Annotated in this window: 8 protein-coding genes and 3 pseudogenes; 6 read left to right on the top strand and 5 right to left on the bottom strand. The window is 68.6% G+C overall.

Annotation, left to right across the window (positions count from 1 at the left end; genetic code table 11):
• Positions 1-29 precede the first annotated feature (29 nt).
• Entirely contained in the window at positions 30-1,124 is a 1,095-nt protein-coding gene (locus I5071_RS43490; RefSeq protein ID WP_236519308.1) for a S1 family peptidase, read from the bottom strand.
• 103 nt (positions 1,125-1,227) lie between these two features.
• On the opposite strand from I5071_RS43490, the pseudogene I5071_RS47130 reads away from it, so the two are divergent.
• Positions 1,228-2,115 (top strand): annotated as a pseudogene (locus I5071_RS47130) (Acg family FMN-binding oxidoreductase); the annotation flags it as partial.
• Positions 2,116-2,352: 237 nt separating this feature from the next.
• On the opposite strand, the gene I5071_RS43500 reads toward I5071_RS47130, so the two are convergent.
• The 3 genes from I5071_RS43500 to I5071_RS43510 form a co-directional block, all read right to left on the bottom strand.
• A complete protein-coding gene (locus tag I5071_RS43500; RefSeq protein ID WP_236519310.1) occupies positions 2,353-4,995 on the bottom strand; it encodes a CehA/McbA family metallohydrolase in 2,643 nt (880 codons plus the stop codon).
• A gap of 33 nt (positions 4,996-5,028) precedes the next feature.
• The gene (locus I5071_RS43505) at positions 5,029-5,628 is read right to left on the bottom strand and encodes a DUF2238 domain-containing protein (RefSeq protein ID WP_236519311.1); all 600 of its coding nucleotides are present in this window, start codon (positions 5,626-5,628) and stop codon (positions 5,029-5,031) included.
• Between the two features lie 222 nt (positions 5,629-5,850).
• The gene (locus I5071_RS43510; protein ID WP_236519312.1) at positions 5,851-7,116 is read right to left on the bottom strand and encodes a sialidase family protein; all 1,266 of its coding nucleotides are present in this window, start codon (positions 7,114-7,116) and stop codon (positions 5,851-5,853) included.
• A 188-nt stretch (positions 7,117-7,304) separates the two neighbouring features.
• On the opposite strand from I5071_RS43510, the pseudogene I5071_RS43515 reads away from it, so the two are divergent.
• The 5 genes and pseudogenes from I5071_RS43515 to I5071_RS43535 all read left to right on the top strand — a co-directional run.
• A pseudogene (locus I5071_RS43515) lies at positions 7,305-10,313 on the top strand (SDR family NAD(P)-dependent oxidoreductase); the annotation flags it as partial.
• Positions 10,214-11,527, top strand: a pseudogene (locus tag I5071_RS43520) (lipid-transfer protein); the annotation flags it as partial. The pseudogenes I5071_RS43515 and I5071_RS43520, both read left to right, overlap by 100 nt.
• 481 nt (positions 11,528-12,008) lie before the next feature.
• Entirely contained in the window at positions 12,009-14,549 is a 2,541-nt protein-coding gene (locus tag I5071_RS43525; protein ID WP_236519313.1) for a hypothetical protein, read from the top strand.
• Positions 14,550-14,659: 110 nt separating this feature from the next.
• Positions 14,660-15,205, top strand: coding sequence for a Uma2 family endonuclease (locus I5071_RS43530; protein WP_236519314.1), 546 nt, complete (start codon positions 14,660-14,662; stop codon positions 15,203-15,205).
• Positions 15,206-15,238: 33 nt separating this feature from the next.
• A complete protein-coding gene (locus I5071_RS43535) occupies positions 15,239-15,502 on the top strand; it encodes a hypothetical protein (protein ID WP_236519315.1) in 264 nt (87 codons plus the stop codon).
• A gap of 1 nt (position 15,503) precedes the next feature.
• On the opposite strand, the gene I5071_RS43540 is transcribed toward I5071_RS43535, so the two are convergent.
• On the bottom strand, positions 15,504-16,271 hold the full coding sequence (locus I5071_RS43540; RefSeq protein ID WP_236519316.1) for a hypothetical protein: 768 nt from the start codon (positions 16,269-16,271) through the stop codon (positions 15,504-15,506).
• Positions 16,272-16,344: the final 73 nt, after the last annotated feature.

Consider the following 16,344-nt stretch of genomic DNA (forward strand, 5'->3'; position numbering starts at 1 on the left):
ATCCCGACCGGCTCAGGTTTCTCGCGACGTCACTCGCACACGGCGCCGCCGCGCGCCGCGACGATCGCGCAGTCGAGACCGCAGCGGCCACAGTCGGCGCGGCGCACGCGACCACCCTCGCACCACGTCGCGACGCCGCCTTCGCAGCGTCCCGTGGCATCGAGCCCGCCGCACGGGTCCTCGCTGCGCGGCACGCACGTCGCGCGACCGTCGGGCCCGGGCATGCAGCGCTCGTCGGCGGTGCAGGTGTCGGTGTGCAGCTCGTCGCCCTCGCACCACACCGCGGTCGCGCCGCGGCACGTGCCCGCCTCGGTCACTCCGTCGCAGCCCTCGATCGGGTCGGGCGTCTCGCCGATGTTCTCCTCGATCCACTCGCGCGCGAGATCGACGCGCGTGTAGTTGTCGCGACCGACGCAGTCGGGATCGCCGTAGCTCAGCGCGCCGATCACCCGGACGCTCGAGTCCTCGCCGACGACCATCAGCGGGCCCCCGGAGTCACCGAAGCACACGCCGCGCTCGCCCATCCCATCGATCGTCGTGAACTCGCCGCGCACCTGCACGATCGGCTCCGACGTGAAGCGCCGCGCGCCTGCGTTGCCGTCCTCGCGCTCTCCGTAGCCCGCTGCCTCCGCGGTCGTCCCGACGAGATCGGTGAGCGGGAACGTCGCGATGCGGATCGGGACGAGGCCGGGCACCGCGACGGTCGCGTCCTGCGCGAGCTCGAGCAGCGCGATGTCGAGGCTCGGGTGCTCGAGCTGTCGCGCGATCGCGATCTCGCGATCGACTCGATCGGGGTTCGCGCCGACGGTGATCGATCCACCACGCCGCCCGAGGCAGTGTCCGGCCGTGAGCACCCAGCGCGGCGCGATCACGGCGCCGCTGCAGAGGCCACCGATCTCGACGCGCGCGATCGCGAGGATCTCGCCGGGCGTCAGCGGCAGCGTCGTGGGCTCGCGCGTGCCGTGGTACACGGCGCTCGCGCGCTCGTCGCCGGGATCGCAGAGCGCACCGCCGTCCGCGGTCGATGGGCCACCGTCGGCGCCGGTGCCGCGATCGTGCGACGCGCTGCAGCCGAGGACGAACGACATCGAGAGCGCGAGGAGGATCAGGGCGGTGGATCGCATGGGTCTTCTGTCCGGAAAACGCGGATTCGCTTGCGAGCGCAAACGATAGACGACGTGTCAATCGCCGCCTTGTCTCGGCGCTGATCGCGGGTACGTCCTCGGCATGCAGATCACGAGCGCGGTCGCGCCTCGCATCGTGTCCACACGCGCGCTGGTCGAGCGCGCGACGCGTGCGCCGTCGAGCCACAACACCCAGCCGTGGCGGTTCCGCGAGGAGAGCGATCGAGTCGTGGCGCTGCGCGCCGATCGCACGCGCGTGCTCTCGATCAACGACCCCGAGGATCGCGAGCTCACGATCTCGTGTGGCGCAGCGCTCCTCCATCTGCGCGTCGCAGCGGCCGCGGCCGGGCTGACCACGAGCGTGTCGATCCTTCCGTCGATCGAGGATCGCGATCTGCTCGCGCGCGTGAAGCTCGCCGAGGGCGTCGTCGATCCGGTGGATCGCACCCTCGCGCGCGCCATCGACACGCGCCGCACCGAGCGTGGTCGCATGCACGAGCGCCCGGTGCCCGATGCGCTGTTGCGCGAGCTCGAGTCGGCGGCCGAGCGCGAGGGCGCGTGGCTGCACGTGGTGCGCGCGCCGCGCGAGCGTGAAGCGATCGCGTCGCTCGCCGCCGAGGGTGATCGCCGGCTCTTCGCCGATCGCGAGTGGCGTCGCGAGCTCGCGGCGTGGATGCGATCGCGGCGCGCCGGTGACGGGCTCACGTTCGTCCCGGCGCCCGTGCTCCCGCTCGCCCGGATGGTGATCGCGCGCGTCGATCTCGGCGCGCAGGTCGCGCGTGCCGATCACGAGGTCGCGACGAGCGCGCCGACGCTCGTGGTGCTCGGCACCGATCGCGACGACGTCGCCTCGTGGCTCGCCGCGGGACAAGCGCTCGCGCGCGTGCTCCTGCGCGCCGCGCTCACCGGCGCACAGGCCTCGTTCTTCAACCAGCCGGTCCAAGTCGCCGCGCTGCGATCCGATTTCGCCGCGTCGATCGGCAGCACGACGTTCCCGCAGATCGTGATGAGGCTCGGCTTTCCGGTGCGGACCTCCGCGCCGACCCCGCGCCCGCGCGGTAGAGCGCGTGATCGAGCGGTGAGTCCCAGCCGGAGTGCTCGTCCCGCGGGTCCCGTACGGGAGCGCGCGCAGCGCGCGGACGGTAGGGACCGGCGGGCGAGCCGAGTTGTTGAGCCGGAGTGCTCGTCCGCGGGACGGAGCGCGCGAAGCGCGGAGCCGATCTCTCGATCAGCGCGTGACGAAGATCGGATTCGTCACGCCGAACGGCGTGCGTCCGCGATGCACCGGCTCGAGCGCCGCGTCGCCGTACGCCGCGACGATCACGTAGCTGCCGCGTCCCTCCGCGACGTCGAATTCCACGTCGCGCTCGAAGCGCACGTGCGGGCGTGCGACGGGATCCGGCGCGTCCGCCGGCAGGATCTCGATCGTGTCGAGCGTCCGCCCGTCGACGACGATCTCGATCGCGTCGACGTCGACCCAGCTCGCGGCCTGCACGCGAACGTGCACCGTCGCGCGCGCGCCACCCGCGACCACGTCCGCGCCGGGGCCCGCATCGCCGATCGCCGCGTCGACGTAGATGCCGCCGCTGATCGTCGAGCGTCCCTGCGCGACCGCGTCGCGCACGCCGTTCGGCGAGAGCTCACCCGGCACGTCGGTGCCGAGCTGCATGCACGTGCGCGGATACCCGACGGGCGAGGTGTCGAGCCCGTGCGAGTCGCTCGAGCCCACCGCGAACACGCGCCGGCCGCGATCGAGGAATGAGAGCCAGTGCACCACGAGGCGCCCGCGCTCGCGGCCCCAGTCGGCGTCGTTGAAGAACTCGACCGCGGTGAACTCGTCGTCCCAGTCCGCTTCGCGCTCGACGGTGCCGGTGATCGGGTCGTAGCCGACGTACCCGAAGTAGTTCGTGTCGCCGAGCGGATGGTTGATGATCACCGTCGGTCGCTCGGGCCGCGCCCGCGCCGCGTCGAACACCTCGACCGGCGACATCGTGCGCAGCGGGAGATCCGGCTGCTCCGGCGTCGGCCACTCCTGCCACAGCGGCGCGCCCATGTTGATGCGCGTCGGATCGGGCGTCAGCGGCACCACGCCCATGTGACCCCAGAGCTCCATGCTGCTCATCTCGACCGAGCCGACGCCGCCGTACGCCCACTCCTCGGCCGAGAGCGCGCTGACCTCCGCGGTGAAGTCCGCCGCGAACTCGTGGTCGCTGCGCACCGGGATCTCGAGCCCGTCGGCGATCGCGCCGCGCAGCTTGTAGAGCACGTCGTCGGCCGAGTCGTTCGAGCGGCGCGTGTGGATGTGGAAGTCCGCGCACTGCACGCCCGGCGTCTCGATCACGCGCTCCAGCTGCGCGCTCACGTCGATCGTCTGGCCATCGCTCGTGACCTCGACGTCGCGGGTCTCGAGCTCGTACTCGTAGCCGCGCGACATCGCGACGCGCCATCGACCTGCGGGCACCCGCAACGTCTCGGTGCCGTCCTCGCTGAGCGCGACCTGCACGCGACCCGACGTCGGCAGCGCCTCGCCGAACGCGCTCGGCACCGAGGGCACGCTCGCACCGTCGAGCGGCAGCACCTGGATGCGCGAGGGCAGCGCGCCACCGCCCTCGTCGGTCACCGTGACGCGCACCCATCCGCCGGCGCCGAGCGCGAGATCGCGCGTCGTCGTCGCGGCATCGATCGACACCGGCCCGACCAGCGCATCGCCCTGTCGATATGCGAAGAGCTCGAGCGCGCCCTCGCTCGCCGGCACGTGCACCATGTAGCGCCCGTCGTCGCCGGTGGGCAGCGAGCGCGTCAGATAGCGCTCCTCGCTCGCGCGCACGTGCACGCGCACACCGGCCGCGGGCGTGCCGCTCGCATCGCGCACCACGCCTTCGATCGCGCGCATCGCGACGTCGTTCTCGTCCGCGTGCGCGACCTGCATCGCGTCCACGCCGGGCCCGGCGATCGTGAGCCGCGCGTGCTCGACCGTCGTGAGCCCGCACTCCGCGATCGGGCGCCGCCGCGTGAAGCGCGACTCGAAGCCCGACGCGTTGATGCCCACGCCGAGCTCCTCGCCCCGCACCTCGTACACGAAGCCCACCCCGCGCTCGTCGGTGTAGGAGATCGCGTCGACTGCGAGGCTCTGCGGCGAGAACCCCGGCCCGGGCGCGAACGCCGGCATGCGCGGCGTGTACATGAACCCGTGCATCGTCGTGATCGACGAGATCGGGCGCGCGAGCGACGACGCGTAGGTGATGCGCACGTCGACGTGGCTCGAGCCCGGCTCGAGCACGTAGTCGATCGCGGCGTCGACGCCCTCGAACTCCGTCGACAGCGGCCCCGACGTGATCGCCTCGAAGAAGGGCAGCGCGCGCAGCGGCCCCGACGCGCGCACGATCGCGGCGCCACCGTCGCTGCCGTCGGCGAGCACGGTCACGCTCGTCGTCATCACCGTGTAGCGCCCGGTGAGGATCAGGATCTCGCCGAAGTCGCCGACGTCGACGAGCGCGCCCTCTTCGACGCGCGCGATGCCGAGCGGACGGCCGCCCCACGGGTCGTAGAGGTGCGAGGGCCCGACGTCCTCGATCACCATCGCCACGCGATCGTTCGCGAGCAGGAACCCGCCCTCGTCCCACGTGCCGAGCCCGCTCGGGAACGGCGGCAGCGCGTCGCCCGCGACGCGTCCTGCGCGCGCTTCTGCCGGCCCCGCGCCGAGCGGATCGGCATGGCCGTCCGGATCGCCGAGCTCGAGCTCGGGTGGGCTCTCGCAGGTGGGCTGCGCCGCGTCGTTGCCGCCGTCGGCGGTGTCGTCGTCGGGCTCGCCGCACCCGATCGCGAGCGAGAGAGCGGAGATCGTGAAGCAACGAAGAAGCGACGCGCGCATGGCGCGACGGTAACAGAAACTTTGTCGAAACAACTAAGAGCGCAGCTCTCGATCCTGGAGCGGACCGATCACGAGCTGCGCGACGATCGACCCGACGAGCGCGCACGTCATGTCCCACTGCGCGTCCCAGACGTCGCCCTGCCAGCCGAGCCACTCGGGCCCGCTGTCCGGATAGAAGAGGATCACCACGAGCGTCTCGAGGATCTCGTAGAGCGCGCTGAACGCGAGGCAGATGCTCGACACGATCACGAAGAGCAGCGCGCCGCGCTTCATGCCGGAGGCGCGGATCAACACCTCGCGCGCGAACACCGCCGGCACGAGCCCCTGGAAGAAGTGCCCGACGCGATCGAAGTGGTTGCGCCCGAGATCGAGCGCGTCCTTCAGCCACTCGGTGATCGGCACTTCCGCGTACGTGTAGCGAGCGCCGAGCGCGAGCACGAAGAAGTGCAGGCCCGCCATGAAGTACGCGACGTTCGTGAACCTGAGCCGCTTCCAGGTGAGCGCGAGCGCGCCGATCGCGACGAGCCCGAGCGCGAGCTCGAAGAGCCAGATCCAGAAGTCCGCCGCCCCGATCAGCGAAGCGACGCAACAGACGACCACCCACCCGAGCAGCAGCCCAACCGGTCGCGGCATGCGAGCCACGCTCGCGCGATCACGGCCGCACCGCAAGCGATCCGCGGGGACTCGAGATCGCGCCGACGCGAAGCAACCCCACCACGAGCGGCCCGCTCGACACAGCTCGAACGAAACTGCTGTGAGCGCGAGCGCGCGCCGGCGCGCCCTTGCGCGAACGTGCACACCGAAGCCACACGGTGAGCACCTAGATCGTTCTGGAGATCGCGCCTCCGCAGGCGATCACTCGCACGTCGAGCGCGGCACGCGACCTTCGCGGATCTGCAGGATCGGATGGCTGCGCACGTACGCGTTCTGCGGCAGCTCGGTCCAGCTCACTCCGTCGGTGCTGCGATAGAAGCGCTGCCGGTCGTACCACTGGTCCCAGCCGCCGTTCACCGCGACGAACGTCCCGTTCGCGCCGCGCGTCACCGCGCCGATCGTGATGCCCGCCGGCGAGAGCGGCGTCGACGTCCACGTCGCACCGTCGCGCGAGCGGAACACCCGACCGCCGCCCCACACCATCAGCTCGCTGCCCGTCGACACCACGTCCGACGAGCCCACCGACGTGCCGAGCGAGCCTCCCGTCCACGTCGTCCCGCCATCGCGCGAGTGACACACGTCGCCGTTGCCGCCGACGATCACCATCGTGTCGCCGATCGTGCCGATGCCGCCGTCGTTCTGGATCGACGCGCCGCACGAGCCCGGGATCGAGCTCGGCCGCCACCACGTGCGACCGTCGTCGGAGCTCAGCGTCACGTCGCCGCCGTCGCCCACCAGCAGCAAGCGACCACCGCCCGCGCTCGACGCGCCGGCACGACGCACGTTCCACCCTTCGAGCCGCGACGTGATCGGCGCGCTCCACGTCTCGCCGTCGTCCTCCGACACCCGCACGTCGTGCGCGCCGAGCAGCACGTGCTCGCCCTCGGTCGCGATGCCGCCGAACGTCGTGCCCTCGAGCGTGCGCTCCCAATTCACTCCGTCGCGGCTGCGCTCCACACCGCCCGCGGGGCCCCACCCGTACGTCGCGACGAACGTGCCGCCGCGCGTGTACACGATGCCCTTCGCGCGGCCCGGATGATGGTCGCAGTCGATGCCCTGGAAGCAGCGCAGCGAGTCGTCCATCGAGCGGTTCTCGATCCACGTGCGCCCGTCGTCGCACGAGATCGTCGTGCGACCGACGTAGCCCTGCGCGACGAAGATCGAGACCTCGTCGCCGCCACCCGTGCCCGCGTCGACGACCGGCGTGGTGCCCGCGTCGACCTGCGGCGTCGTGCCTCCGTCGTCGCGTGACATCGTGCCGCCGTCGCTCGGCAGAGGCGCCTCGCCACCATCCTCGATGCCGATCGACGTGCCCGCGTCGACGTCGAGATCCACGCGCGCATCGCGACGCGGATCGAGCTGCGGCCCGCTCCCGCCGAGCTCGCCCTCGCATGCGAGCGCGATGAGGGACCAGGTGAGGATCGAGGCGACGCTCACCACCATCGCGCGCGTGCTGGTTCGCTGCATCGACGGTCGGTACCCCGAGGGGCCCCTCACGGCTCAACCGGGGACGCTTGTTGACTTTGGTTCGAGGGCCCACGATTCTTTCGCGCACGAAATATCGTCGCCCGAAACACAGGGCGAAATGCCTGATCCGAGCGCGGACCTCGGGACCTGGTGGAGGAGGCCGCGACCGGGCGAGGAGGGAACGTTCGATGTCGAAGGAGCTCCGGTTCGACGGGAAGGTCGTCGTCGTCACGGGCGCGGGCAACGGGCTCGGGCGTTCGCACGCGCTGGAGTTCGCGCGACGCGGCGCGAAGGTCGTCGTGAACGACCTCGGTGGCTCGCACACCGGTGAGGGCGCGAGCCAGACCGCAGCGCAGAAGGTCGTCGACGAGATCGAGGCGGGAGGCGGCGAAGCCGTCGCCAACTACGACTCGGTCGAGAACGGCGAGAACATCGTCAAGACCGCGATCGACACGTTCGGCCGCATCGACGTGCTGATCAACAACGCGGGCATCCTGCGCGACGTCTCGTTCGCGAAGATGACCGAGCAGGACTGGGACCTCGTCTATCGCGTGCACGTGAAGGGCGCCTTCAAGTGCACCCACGCGGCGTGGCCCTACATGCGCGATCAGAAGTTCGGCCGGATCATCATGACGGCGAGCGCCGCCGGCATCTACGGCAACTTCGGTCAGGCGAACTACGCGATGGCGAAGCTCGGATTGGCGGGCTTCGCCAACACGCTCGCGATCGAAGGGCGCAAGAACAACGTCATCGTCAACACGATCGCGCCGGTCGCGGGATCGCGCATGACCGAGACGGTGATGCCGCAGAACCTGCTCGACGCGCTCAAGCCCGAGTACGTGACGGCGCTCGTCGTCGAGCTCTGCCACGAGTCGCAGGAGGACACCGGCGGCCTCTACGAGGTCGGCGGCGGCTTCTACGGCAAGCTCCGGTGGGAGCGCACGAAGGGCAAGCTGTTCCGCCTCGGACGCCCGGTGAAGGCCGAGGACGTGCACGAGTCGTGGGGCGAGATCTCCAAGTTCGACGCGGACGCGACGCACCCGCCGCACATCGCGGGATCGCTCCAGCCGATCATGGACAACGTCGAGGCCGGCCCCAGCAAGGGTGGCAATCAGTACATCGACGTCGATCAGGCGCTCGGATACGAGTTCCCGGAGATGAAGAGCGTCTATGACGAGCGCGATCTCGCGCTCTACGCGCTCGGCGTCGGCGCAGCGCGCGATCCCGACGACGATCGTGATCTGCAGCTCGTCTACGAGATGCACGGCAGTGGGTTCAAGCCGCTGCCGACGTACGGAGTCATCCCGGCGATCAACTGCATCCTCACGATGGGCAAGGAGGGCAAGACCGCGCCGGGCATGAAGTACGGCCTCGATCGCGTGCTGCACGGCGAGCAGTACCTCGAGCTCGTGCGCCCGCTGCCCGCGAAGCAGAAGCTCGTCCACAAGGCGAAGATCAAGGACATCTGGGACAAGGGCAGCGACGGCGGCAAGAAGGGCGGCGCCGTCGTGATCACCGCGATCGAGAGCTACGACGAGGACGGCGATCTGCTGATCAAGAACGAGGTCAGCACGTTCGTCCGCGGCGCCGGCGGATGGGGCGGTGATCGCGGTCCGAGCGCGGAAGTGAACGTCGCGCCCGACCGCGCGCCCGACGCGCGCGTCGAGCAGAAGATCGACTCCAATCAGGCGCTGCTCTATCGATTGAGCGGAGACTGGAATCCGCTGCACGCCGACCCCGGGTTCGCGAAGGCGTTCGGGTTCGAGCGACCGATCCTCCACGGCCTCTGCACGTTCGGATATGCCGCGCGCCACGTGCTCCAGTCGTTCGCGAAGGATGGCGATCCTCGCTACTTCAAGAGCATCAAGGTGCGCTTCGCCGATCCGGTGCTGCCGGGCGAGACGGTGGTCACCGAGATGTGGAAGGAGAGCGACACTCGCATCCTCTTCCGCGTGAAGGTGAAGGAGCGCGACAAGGTCGTGATCTCCAACGCCGCGATCGAGCTCTTCCCCGAGCTGCCGAAGGCGAAGGAGAAGAAGAAGCCCGCGGCCGCCGCGAGCGCGGGCGGCGGAGGGACGCCGATCCCGAATTCGAGCGACGTGTTCGCGGGAATCGCCGCGTTCGTCGCAAAGAAGGGCGCCGACGCGGTCAGTCAGGCGAAGACGATCTTCGCGTTCAAGCTCAAGAATCCGGACTCGGTATGGACTCTCGATCTGAAGAACGGGACTGGCTCCGTCGCGCAGGGTGAGAGCGTGCCCGCGGAGTGCACGTTCGAGATTACCGACGCGGACTTCATGGACATGGTCAGTGGCAAGGCCGACGCCATGAAGCTCTTCACGACTGGCAAGCTGAAGATCAGCGGCAACGTGATGGCTTCGCAGAAGCTCGGGCCGATCCTCAAGAACGTCGACCCCAACGACGTGATGGCGGCCGCGAAGAAGCGCAGCGGTGGCGGCGGTGCCGAGGCCCCGAGCGCTGCGAGCGCGGCCCCGACCAGCGAAGACATCTTCGGCGGCATCACGCGCTACGTCGCGAAGAACGCGGACCTCGCGGCGAAGATCAAGACGGTCTTCGCGTTCAAGCTGAAGAACCCCGAGAGCGCCTGGACGATCGATCTCAAGAACGGCAATGGCGCGGTCCTGAAGGGCGAGCCGATCCCCGCGGAGTGCACGCTGGAGATCAGCGACGCGGACTTCATGGACATGTGCACCGGCAAGTCGGACGCGATGAAGCTGTTCACGACCGGCAAGCTGAAGATCAGCGGCAACGTCATGGCGTCGCAGAAGCTCGACTTCCTCAAGAAGGTCGAGCCGAAGGACGTCGAGGCCGCGATGAAGGCGCGCACCGGCGGCGGTGGCGCGAGCGCACCTGCAGCGGCTCCTGCGGCTGCGGCACCGGCGAAGAGCGCGCAGGCGCCCGCGATCATCGACGCGCTGAGCAAGCGAGTCGCGAGCAACGCGGGTCTGGTTCGGGAGGTCGGCTACGTCATCGAGCTCCGGGTGAAGGACCCGGAGAACGTCTGGACGATCGATCTCAAGAACGGCAGTGGCAGCGTCGTGAGCGGCGGCGGGAAGGGCGCCGACACGATCGTCACGATCAGCGACGCGGATCTCGCGACCCTCGCGAGCGGCGCGACGAGCGCGCAGAAGCTCTATCAGCGCGGCGCGCTCCGCATCGACGGAGACGCGCACGTCGCGCAGCGACTCGGATTCATGCAGAAGCTCTCGTGAGCGCCAGAAGGAGTGTGACCATGGGCCGCAAGGTGAATGTGATCGGCGTCGGCATGGTGAAGTTCCAGAAGCCCGGCGCGAGCGACGAGTACAACGTGATGGCCGCGGGCGCGATCCGCGCCGCGATGAAGGACGCAGGCGTGGAGTTCCGCGATCTCGAGCAGGCGTACGCGGGATACGTGTACGGCGACTCGACGTGTGGACAGCGCGCCGTCTACGAGGTCGGGCTCACCGGCATTCCGGTGTTCAACGTCAACAACAACTGCTCGACGGGCTCGACCGCGCTGATGCTCGCGAAGCAGGCGATCGAGGGCGGCGTCGCGGAATGCGTGCTCGCCGTCGGCTTCGAGCAGATGGAGAAGGGCGCGCTCCAGGCGAAGTGGAACGACCGCACCAATCCGCTCGACAAGCACGCTGGGCTCATGAACGACGTGCAGGGATTCACGTCGGCGCCCGGCGCAGCGCAGATGTTCGGCGGGGCAGGGCGCGAATATCGGTGGAAGCACGGCACCAAGCGCGAGACGTTCGCGAAGATCGCGGAGAAGGCGCGCAAGCACGCGAGCAAGAATCCCTTCGCGCTCTTCCAGGAGACGTACTCGGTGGAAGAGATCCTCGCGTCGCCCGAGGTGTTCGACCCGCTGACGCGATATCAGTGCTGCCCTCCGACGTGCGGCGCGGCGGCGGCGATCCTCTGCAGTGAGGAGTTCGCCAAGAAGAAGGGAATCGGCAAGAGCGTGTACATCGCCGCGCAGGCGATGACGACCGACTATCCGTCGAGCTTCGGCGAAGAGTCGATGATCAAGATGGTCGGCTACGACATGACCAAGAACGCGGCGGCGAAGGTCTACGAGAAGTCGGGACTGGGCCCCTCGGACGTGCAGGTCGTCGAGCTGCACGACTGCTTCACCGCGAACGAGCTGCTCACGTACGAGGCGCTCGGCCTGTGCAAGGAAGGCGAAGCCGAGAAGTTCATCTGGGACGAGGACAACACCTACGGCGGCAAGTTCGTCACGAATCCGTCGGGTGGTCTTCTGAGCAAGGGACATCCGCTGGGCGCGACCGGACTGGCGCAGTGCACCGAGCTGGTCTGGCAGCTGCGCGGTCAGGGCGACGCACGGCAGGTCCCGGGGGCTCGAGTGGCTCTGCAGCACAATCTCGGGCTCGGTGGGGCTTGTGTCGTGACGATGTATCGGATGGACTGATCGCCGCGCGGGGAGAGGCTTCGGCGGGGCGCGGGGGAGGGGGTCCTCACTAAGCCTCGCGGGGGCCACCTGCGGTGGTGGTGGCGACTGATGAGGTGGTGTCGGCGGCCGCGTGCGCTCTGCGCTCGCGGCCGCCTCGCATTCGGGGGCCGGGCGGAGGCTGGTGGGCCGCTGCGGAAGCGTTCGGACCCCCTCCCCCGCGCCCTGCTGGTGAGGTCTCGGCCGCGCGGGGAAGAGAGGGCGTCGCGGCTCTGGTGGGTGGGGGAGAGAGGTTCTCGCGGACGCGCTTTGCGCGTCCGCGAGAACCTCGGGACGGCAGCGCGCTCCGCGCGGCTGGGGGCCGAATTGGATCGTGGACCTGCGACGAGCCTCGACTGAACACGCGTGTTCATCAGCGGGATCGGAGTCGCGCGTCAGCCCAACTTGAAAGCACGAGCTTGCGACGGCTAGCATTCGGTTGATGGAATTCCCGGCGCACGTTCAGCGAACCCGTCTCTACCAACGCCTGAGCTCCGATACCGAGCTTCTCTCGGCCGCGCGTGGCCTGCGCACAAACGCGGCGGCTCTCGCTGAGACAATCTCACGGTCCGTGCCCTCCTTCACTGACCATTCCGTGCGGCACATGGATGCGCTTTGGGCAATCGCCGACCGCGTGCTGGGCGAGTCGGAGACGGAGAGCTTGACGACGGCGGAGGCCTTCCTCCTTGTTACTGGTTTCTATTTGCACGATATCGGGATGGCATACGCGGCGAATCGAGAGGGTCTCGAACGACTCCGTGCGACGCCTCAGTACAAGAGTCTCTCGCGTATCGCGTCCGCTGCCGGAGTTGCCGACTCCGATGCATGGGCGCTATCGGCAACCGTAAGGAGCGTGCATGCTCGCGCCGCGGAGGAGTTCGCGACGCAGCACGTTCTGGGAGCCGATGTCTATCTCTTCGAGTCGCGTTCGATCCGCGAAGGGTGGGGACGTACCTGCGGTGAGATCGGCGCGAGTCATCACTGGGACATCGAGGTCGTCGACCAGCGGCTCGGCGCGATCGGCCGCGCGCCCTTGCCTGGGGGGAGATTCGCGGATCTCGGGTACGTTGCCTGCGTTCTGCGCATTGTCGACTACGCCCACATCAATCGCGAACGTGCTCCGGCCCTAGACCGTCTCTTCCGACTCGAACTTCCTGACGATAGCCTGGTCCACTGGCTTGCTCAGGAGTCCATTGATGGGCCCGAACGTGAGAACCACGAGTTGGTCTATCGATCGGCGCAGCCTCTTGGGAGCGTCGATGCATGGTGGCTCTACTTCGAGATGATGGCGGGGCTTGACGCTGAAATCAGAAAGGTCCGGAGATACCTAGAAGATCGTGTGCCGAGCCGAGGAAGGTTTACGCTACAGGGCGTCCGAGGCGCAGCGAGCCCCGAGGATGCGTCGGTGTACATCCGAACGGCGGGCTTCATGCCGATCGAGGTGAATCTCCGCGCCGGGTCGATCGAGCGGTTGGTTCAGCTTCTTGCCGGCGAATCGCTGTACGGCCCGGACCCGATGGCGGCGGTCCGTGAGTTGGTCGCAAATGCCCGCGATGCTGTCATGCTGAAGGAGAGCGTTGCCGAACACGAAGCGGACCGCGTAATGCTCCATCTCCCGATTCGGGTCGCTTTGCGGTCCGGGAGTGCTGGGACTCCCGATGTGCTTGAGGTGACCGACTGGGGCATTGGGATGAGCCGGAAGGTGATGACCGACTATCTCATCACCATCGCGTCGGATTACTGGGGCACTCAGTGCCTGATGGATTTCCCCGACGCCATGGATCGCGGTTTCACGCCGGCCGGGAAGTTCGGCATCGGCTTCCTGTCGGTGTTCATGCTGGGAGATGCCGTCGCGGTTCAATCGAACCGTGCGGGTTCCGAGCGGATGCAACTCTCTCTCCGCGGTCTTGGTCGCCGTGGACAGATCCAGACGTTGGCTTCCTTGACGGGTAGCGGGACCAGTGTGCGCGTTGAACTCAAAGCTGGCATGCGCGAGGCGCTTGCCGACCTCGAGAGCCTGCTTCGTGTATACGCTCCTGTGCTGCCGCATCCGATCGAGGTCGACGTTGATGGGCACAGGACGCGGATTGAACCTGGTTGGCTCCGACTCAAGGGTCCGGATGAGTTCCGGAGATGGGTCGTTGAGGCATCGCGTGTTCTTCGAAGAGACCCGTCGGGAGCCGATGGCCCGTGGACGTGGAGACATCGAAGCGAGAGAAATCCTGTTGAGTACTCGGAGTGGGGCGGCACTTGGCCCGAATACGTAACCGCCGATGTGAGACTGCAGGCCTCTGAGATCGGCGAGAGCATCCTGTGCGTTCGCGGTCTGTCGCTACAGGTCCTGAGGACGCCCGGCTTCGTCGGCGTGATCGAAATGGACTCGGCTGTTCCGGACGCCGCGCGGCGGAGAGCGATCCGCGCTGATGTCTCTTCGATTCTCGAGTCCGCGCGCGAAGCGGTTCGCCCGAAAATGATCGCCCATATCGATCAAGTCTACCGTGACCAGTTGATGGTGGACTATGCGCAGTTCCTCGCTCAGGTCGTGGAGCTGTATGGCGATGGCGTCGTGCGCGCCTCGCGCGTAACCTGGATTCACCAGATTCGCCTGCCCGGCAGCATCGAACTGGTGTCCGCAGATCAACTCTTCAGACAGCTGGTCGAGAGTCCGCGTGTGTTCGTCTCACAAGGCACAGGTCCATGGACTGCGATGCGCGAGATGGTGAGCATGGTCGATGGGCTGAAGTCGGGGGATCCCGCTGTGGTTCTCTCCGACACTCGTCTCGGTCGCGGGCCGCGCTACGCGACCAAGTTGCGCAAAGGACCGCTTATCGAGCTCTGGCCTGAAGTTCTGCAGGATCCTCTCTTCGCGCTGATGATCCGTCTCACTGCAGAGGCGTGGCAGGTCGGCGTGGAGACGCTCGTTGGTCAGGACGGCTGGCAACACAATCAAGAACGCGTTGTCGGGGCGTTCCGGCGCTCGTGATTCACGGGTATGCCTGAGCGGACACGCGCGGGCCGTGAAGACCCAGGCGCTGCGAAGTCAGAGGTGTGCCGCCGCTCGCGCTAGTTCAGCGAGTCCGAGTTGTTGCCGTGATGACCTACGACGAATATCTCGCGCTCGAGTCGCGCAGTGACGTGAAGCACGAGTTCGTGCGCGGCGAGGTGTTCGCGATGGCGGGCGGAACGCCCGAGCACGCCGCGCTCTCGGCGGCGGTGATCGCCGGGCTCTCGGTCGCGCTGCGCGGGAAGCCGTGCCGCGTGTACTCGTCGGATCTCCGGGTGCGCGTGCGGGAGACCGATCTCGCGACGTATCCCGACGTCGCGGTGGTGTGCGGCGCGCTCGAGACCTCGCCCGACGACCGTCACGCGGTGACCAATCCCGTGGTGCTCGTCGAGGTGCTCTCGGAGTCGACCGAGGCGCACGATCGCGGCGCGAAGTTCGCCCACTACCGGCACCTCACGACGCTGCAGGAGTACGTGCTGGTCGCGCAGACCGAGCGGCGCATCGAGGTCTACCGGCGCAACGAGCGCGACCGCTTCGAGCTGATCGAGGCGGGCGCGGGGGAGACGATCGAGCTCGCGTCGCTCGGGGTCACGCTGCGCGTCGACGACGTCTACGTCGACCCGCTCGAAGCGTGACGCTCGTCGCGCGCGAAGCTCGTGTGCGCGCGCTTGCAGCGCGTCGCGTCGCGCTGGGAGCGCGTGCTCGCGGACCGGGAGCGCCGCGTCGCCGACGCGGAGCTTCGTTCGTACGAGGTGGAGCTCCGCGCGCGCGAGGCGAAGGTCCGCTCGTACGACGCGAAGATCCTCGTCCCGGACGTGAAGCTCCGCGTGTACGAGGTGAAGCTCCGCGTGTACGAGGTGAAGCTTCGCGTGTACGAGGTGAAGCTTCGCGTGTACGAGGTGAAGGGGCTGATCCCGACGTGGATCCAGTGACTTACGCGTCGGTACCGGGCTTGGTACGGGGTGCGCGCTCCTCGCGGAGCTGCAGCGTGTAGACCGCGGCGCGCTTCGGGTCGCCCTCGGCGATCCACTGGGTGCGGCCGACCTTGGTCAGCGTCTTCATGTTCAGGTACGCGCGGCCGTCGATCTCGTCGAGCGCGTCGGTGTCCGTGAGCGCCTGTCGCTGAGCGGCCTTCTTCTCCTCGGCGAGCGCCGGCAGCGCGGTGATCGCCGCCTGGACGCGCGCGATCATCGCGGCGCGCGCTGCGCGGCCGCTCTCGGCCGGCGCGATCGACGCGCTGCCGAGGACCGCGGCGACCGCGGCGAGGCGGGTGCGAAGCTTGGCGGAGTCGAGGTCGATCCGGCCGCCCGTCGCCTCGAGCGCCGCCATGACGTCGATCGCGATGCGCTTGGTGGTCTCCGGCGGCTCGTCCGCCGGCGGGACGCGGTGCGCGATCGCCCCCTCGGCCATCGCGATCCCGGCGCGCAGCACCCGCTTGGCCTCGACGATCGCGTCGGTCTCGCTCTTGCGCGCGCTCTTCTTCTGGCCGCGCTGGGCGCGGCGCTCGGCGGTCTCGGTGGTCAGCGTCGCGCGATGGGCGCGCAGCGCGTCGAGCAGCTCCGCGCCGTAGCCGCCGGCCTCGAGCAGCGCCTGATCCTCCGCCGCGATCGGGAGCAGACGATCGATCTCGGCGACGATCGCCTCCGACGGAAAACGCGCGCCGACGCGGATGATCTCCTCACGTGTGACCGGGATCGTCATGGGATGTCCTCCTCGAGAGCGCGCGATTCCAGCGGCGCGATCCCAGCGCGTCAACGCTCCGCGAACGCGGGTC

Source organism: Sandaracinus amylolyticus, assembly GCF_021631985.1.
GTDB lineage: Bacteria > Myxococcota_A > Polyangia > Polyangiales > Sandaracinaceae > Sandaracinus > Sandaracinus amylolyticus_A.